Origin of the sequence: Mesorhizobium sp. M7A.F.Ca.CA.001.10.2.1, assembly GCF_003998575.1 — a bacterium.
Lineage (GTDB): Bacteria > Pseudomonadota > Alphaproteobacteria > Rhizobiales > Rhizobiaceae > Mesorhizobium.
Genome location: NZ_RZQY01000627.1, coordinates 1 through 3636, shown reverse-complemented (window position 1 = coordinate 3636; position 3636 = coordinate 1). Strand labels below are relative to the sequence as shown.

Annotated in this window: 3 protein-coding genes and 1 pseudogene; 2 read left to right on the top strand and 2 right to left on the bottom strand. The window is 64.7% G+C overall.

Annotated features, from left to right (window positions below):
• Positions 1–1217, top strand: a 1217-nt coding sequence (locus tag EN964_RS28695; RefSeq protein ID WP_164776053.1) for a sensor histidine kinase KdpD, incomplete at its 5' end; no start/stop codon positions are given.
• A 144-nt stretch (positions 1218–1361) separates the two neighbouring features.
• Here EN964_RS28695 and EN964_RS28690 read toward each other — a convergent pair.
• Positions 1362–1790 (bottom strand): Lrp/AsnC family transcriptional regulator, encoded by a 429-nt coding sequence (locus tag EN964_RS28690; protein WP_127268446.1) that lies wholly within the window; start codon positions 1788–1790, stop codon positions 1362–1364.
• 115 nt (positions 1791–1905) lie between these two features.
• Between EN964_RS28690 and EN964_RS28685 the strand changes: the two genes are divergently transcribed.
• Positions 1906–3009, top strand: a complete 1104-nt coding sequence (locus EN964_RS28685; RefSeq protein WP_127268447.1) for a saccharopine dehydrogenase family protein — start codon at positions 1906–1908, stop codon at positions 3007–3009.
• 222 nt (positions 3010–3231) lie between these two features.
• Here the strand turns inward: EN964_RS28685 and EN964_RS28675 are convergent.
• Positions 3232–3636: pseudogene (locus EN964_RS28675) on the bottom strand (dihydrolipoyl dehydrogenase); the annotation flags it as partial.

Genomic DNA, 3636 nt, shown 5'->3' with positions numbered 1-3636 from the left:
CCATCAAGGAGACCTACGCGGTCGTCGCCGCGACCTATGCCGAGAACGATCTCAAGGAGCTGGTTGAGACCGTCGGCAGCCACTCCCTGCGCAGCCTCAAAAAGGAGCAGCTGTTTTCGCTGACCGACGCGACGGGCAATCGCCTGGCCGGCAACTTCACCGCGGCAGGGCTTCCCGACGGTTTCTCGATGTTCGACACCGAAATGCCCGGCGTGCCGCCCGGCGCCGAGTACCGCGCCTATTCCGGCCCCGTCGGCGGCAACACCCTGACCGTCGCCTTCAGCCTTTCCGAGACGGAGGAGCTGGAGAGGATCGTGCTGATGAGCTTTGGCTGGGGAACCCTGATCATCACCGGGCTGGCGGTCGCCGGCGGCGCCCTGCTGGCCTCGCGGGTCCAGCGCCGTCTCGACGGCATTGCCGCCACCATGGTGGATGTCTCGCATGGACGGCTGGACACCCGCATTCCGCTGACCGGCAAGGGCGACGACATCGACATCGTCTCCAGCCAGGTCAATGCCGCGCTCGACCGCCTGTCGGCACTGGTCGAAGGCATGAAACAGGTCAGCGCCAACATCGCCCACGACCTGAAGACGCCGCTCAACCGGCTGCAGATGATCCTCGACACCGCGTCCGAAAAGAACCTGTCAGGTCAAAAGGTCGCCCGCGAACTGGCCGAGGCGCATGCCGAAAGCCTGCAGATCAACGAGACCTTCGATGCGCTGCTGCGCATCGCGCAGATCGAAGCCGGCGCCCGCCGGGCGCGGTTCACCGATGTCGATCTGGGCGAGGTGCTGCAGACCATCGCCGAGATCTATGCCGATGTTGCCGAGGACGACGGAAAGTCGCTGTCGTTGGCGCAACCACCGGAAACGACGGACCGGATCCATGGCGATCGCGAGCTGTTGACGCAGATGTTCGCCAATCTGGTCGAGAACGCGCTGCGCCATTGTCCATCGGGCACGACGATAAAGCTGTCGGTGGGGCGCCAGGACGAACGCGTCGTTGCCGGCGTCGCCGACAACGGTCCCGGCATTCCCGCCGACGAACATGAAAAAGTGTTTCAGCGGCTTTATCGGCTGGACCATAGCCGGTCGACATGGGGCAGCGGGCTGGGTCTCAGCCTTGTGCGAGCGATTGCCGATCTGCATGGCGCATCGATCACGCTTGAGGATTGTCGCCCTGGGCTTGAGGTGGCGGTGAGTTTTCTCCCCCCTTGAGGGGGAGATGTCGCCGCAGGCGACAGAGGGGGTCGCCTCGCGTGAAGCGCTAACGCCCATCTGTCGAAAGGAGGTCGCATCCGGTCGAACCGACCCCCTCTGGCCTGCCGGCCATCTCCCCCTCGAGGGGGGAGACCAGCAGCTTCACCGATCGATCCGCGTCGACAGGATGATCGACGACAGGGTCCGCTCGACCCCGTCCATGGCGCCGATCTGGTCGAGCAGCATGTCGAGGTCGCGGATCGATGGTGCGTCGACGATGACGATCATGTCGAAATTGCCGCTGACCGAATGCAGCGTCCGGACCGTCGTCAGGGCGCGCATGCCGCGCACCACCTTGTCGGCGAGCTTGGGCGTCACGGTGAGCAGTACATGCGCCCGCACCAGCCCCTGCTCATAGTCCGGCGCCAGTCGCACACCATAGCCTGATATGATGCCGCGCTGCTCCAGCCGTTCGATCCGGCTCTGCACCGTGGTCCGCGAGACGCCAAGCCGCCGCGCCAGCTCGGCGGTCGAGGCGCGCGCATTCTCGCGCAGCAGGGAAAGCAGGGCCTGTTCGGCGTCACTGAGCATTTCGACGATTCTTCCCGGCAGACTGTCCAATCAACGGTTTCGTTTCGAACCAAACCACGCTTCCATTCGACGGGCAAGCTGCGAATCTGGGCTCACAATCAGTGAGGGATCGGCCATGAAGAAAATTGTCGTTGTCGGCGCCGGAAAGATCGGCTCGACCATTGCCGAGATGCTCGCCGCCAAGGGGGATTATCAGGTCACGCTCGTCGACCGCTCGGCAGCACAGTTCGCTGCTGCCGAACTGCCGGCCACGGTTGCGACGCTTGAGCTCGACATCGAAGCATCCGGCACGCTTGAAGCCGCACTCGCCGGCAAATTCGCGGTGCTCAGCGCCGCTCCCTTCCATCTGACCACCCGCATCGCCGAAGCGGCGGCCTGTGCCGGCGTGCACTATCTCGACCTGACCGAGGATGTCGTCTCGACCCGCCGCGTCAAGGAACTGGCGGTTTCGGGCAGAAGCGCCTTCATTCCGCAATGCGGCCTGGCGCCGGGCTTCATCTCGATCGTCGCCAACGATCTCGCCAGCCGGTTCGATTCGCTGGAGAGCGTGCGCATGCGCGTCGGCGCCCTGCCGCAATATCCCTCCAATGCACTGAACTACAATCTGACCTGGAGCACCGACGGCGTCATCAACGAATATTGCGAGCCCTGCGAGGCGATCGTCGAAGGCGAGCTGGTCGAGGTGCCGCCACTGGAAGAGCGCGAGGAGTTCTCGCTCGACGGCGTCACCTACGAAGCGTTCAACACCTCCGGCGGCCTTGGCACGCTGGCCGAGACGCTGAAGGGCAGAGTGCGCACGCTGAACTACCGCACCATCCGCTATCCCGGCCACGCCGCGATCATGAAGGCGCTGCTCAACGATCTCGGCCTGCGCCACCGCCGTGACGTGCTGAAAGACATTTTCGAGAGCGCGCTGCCGGCGACGCTGCAGGACGTGGTCATCGTCTTCGTCACCGTCTCCGGCCGCAAGAACGGCCGCCTGCTGCAGGAGACCTACGCCAACAAGATCTACTCCAGGCGCATCGGCGATCAGGTGCGCAGCGCCATCCAGATCACCACGGCGTCCGGCATCTGCGCCGTGCTCGACATGCTCGCCGACGGCAGCCTGCCGGCCACGGGCTTCATCAAGCAGGAAGACATCGCGCTCGACGCGTTTCTGGCCAACCGCTTCGGCCGCGCCTATGCGCAGCATGAGATGGTGAGCCGGCTGGCGGGGTGATCAGCGTCTCTCTCTTGTGAGAGGCTGCCCCCCTCTGCCCTGCCGGGCATCTCCCCCTCTAGGGGGGAGATAGGCTGTCATCTTAGATTTCGCCAATTTTCAAAGTCTTGGAAGAGGCGGGTTGCCCGAAACTGCTGATCTCCCCCCTTGAGGGGGAGATGTCCGGCAGGACAGAGGGGGGCGAGTGTCCCGCCAGCATCACCGCCTTTGCACTGTCACGAATCAAACATGCAGCGCGTGCCCCAGCGCCTTGAGCGCCGCTTCCTGGAATCCCTCGCCTTGCGTCGGATGGGCATGGATGGTGCCGGCAATGTCCTCCAGCCTGGCGCCCATCTCCAGCGCCAGGCCAAAAGCCGCCGCCAGTTCCGACACGCCCTGCCCGACCGCCTGGATGCCGAGCACCAGATGGTTGTCCGCCCGCGCCACCACGCGGACGAAGCCGTCTTCGCCCAGCTTCGTCATCGCCCGGCCGTTGGCGGCGAACGGGAACATGCCGATCTTGATCTCGCCGCCCAGAGCCCTGGCCTCTTCCGGCGAAAGACCAGCGGTGACGAGTTCCGGCTCGGTGAAGCAAACGGCGGGAATTGCGCGCTTTTCCCCGTTTCGCTTTTGGCCGGCGACCATCTC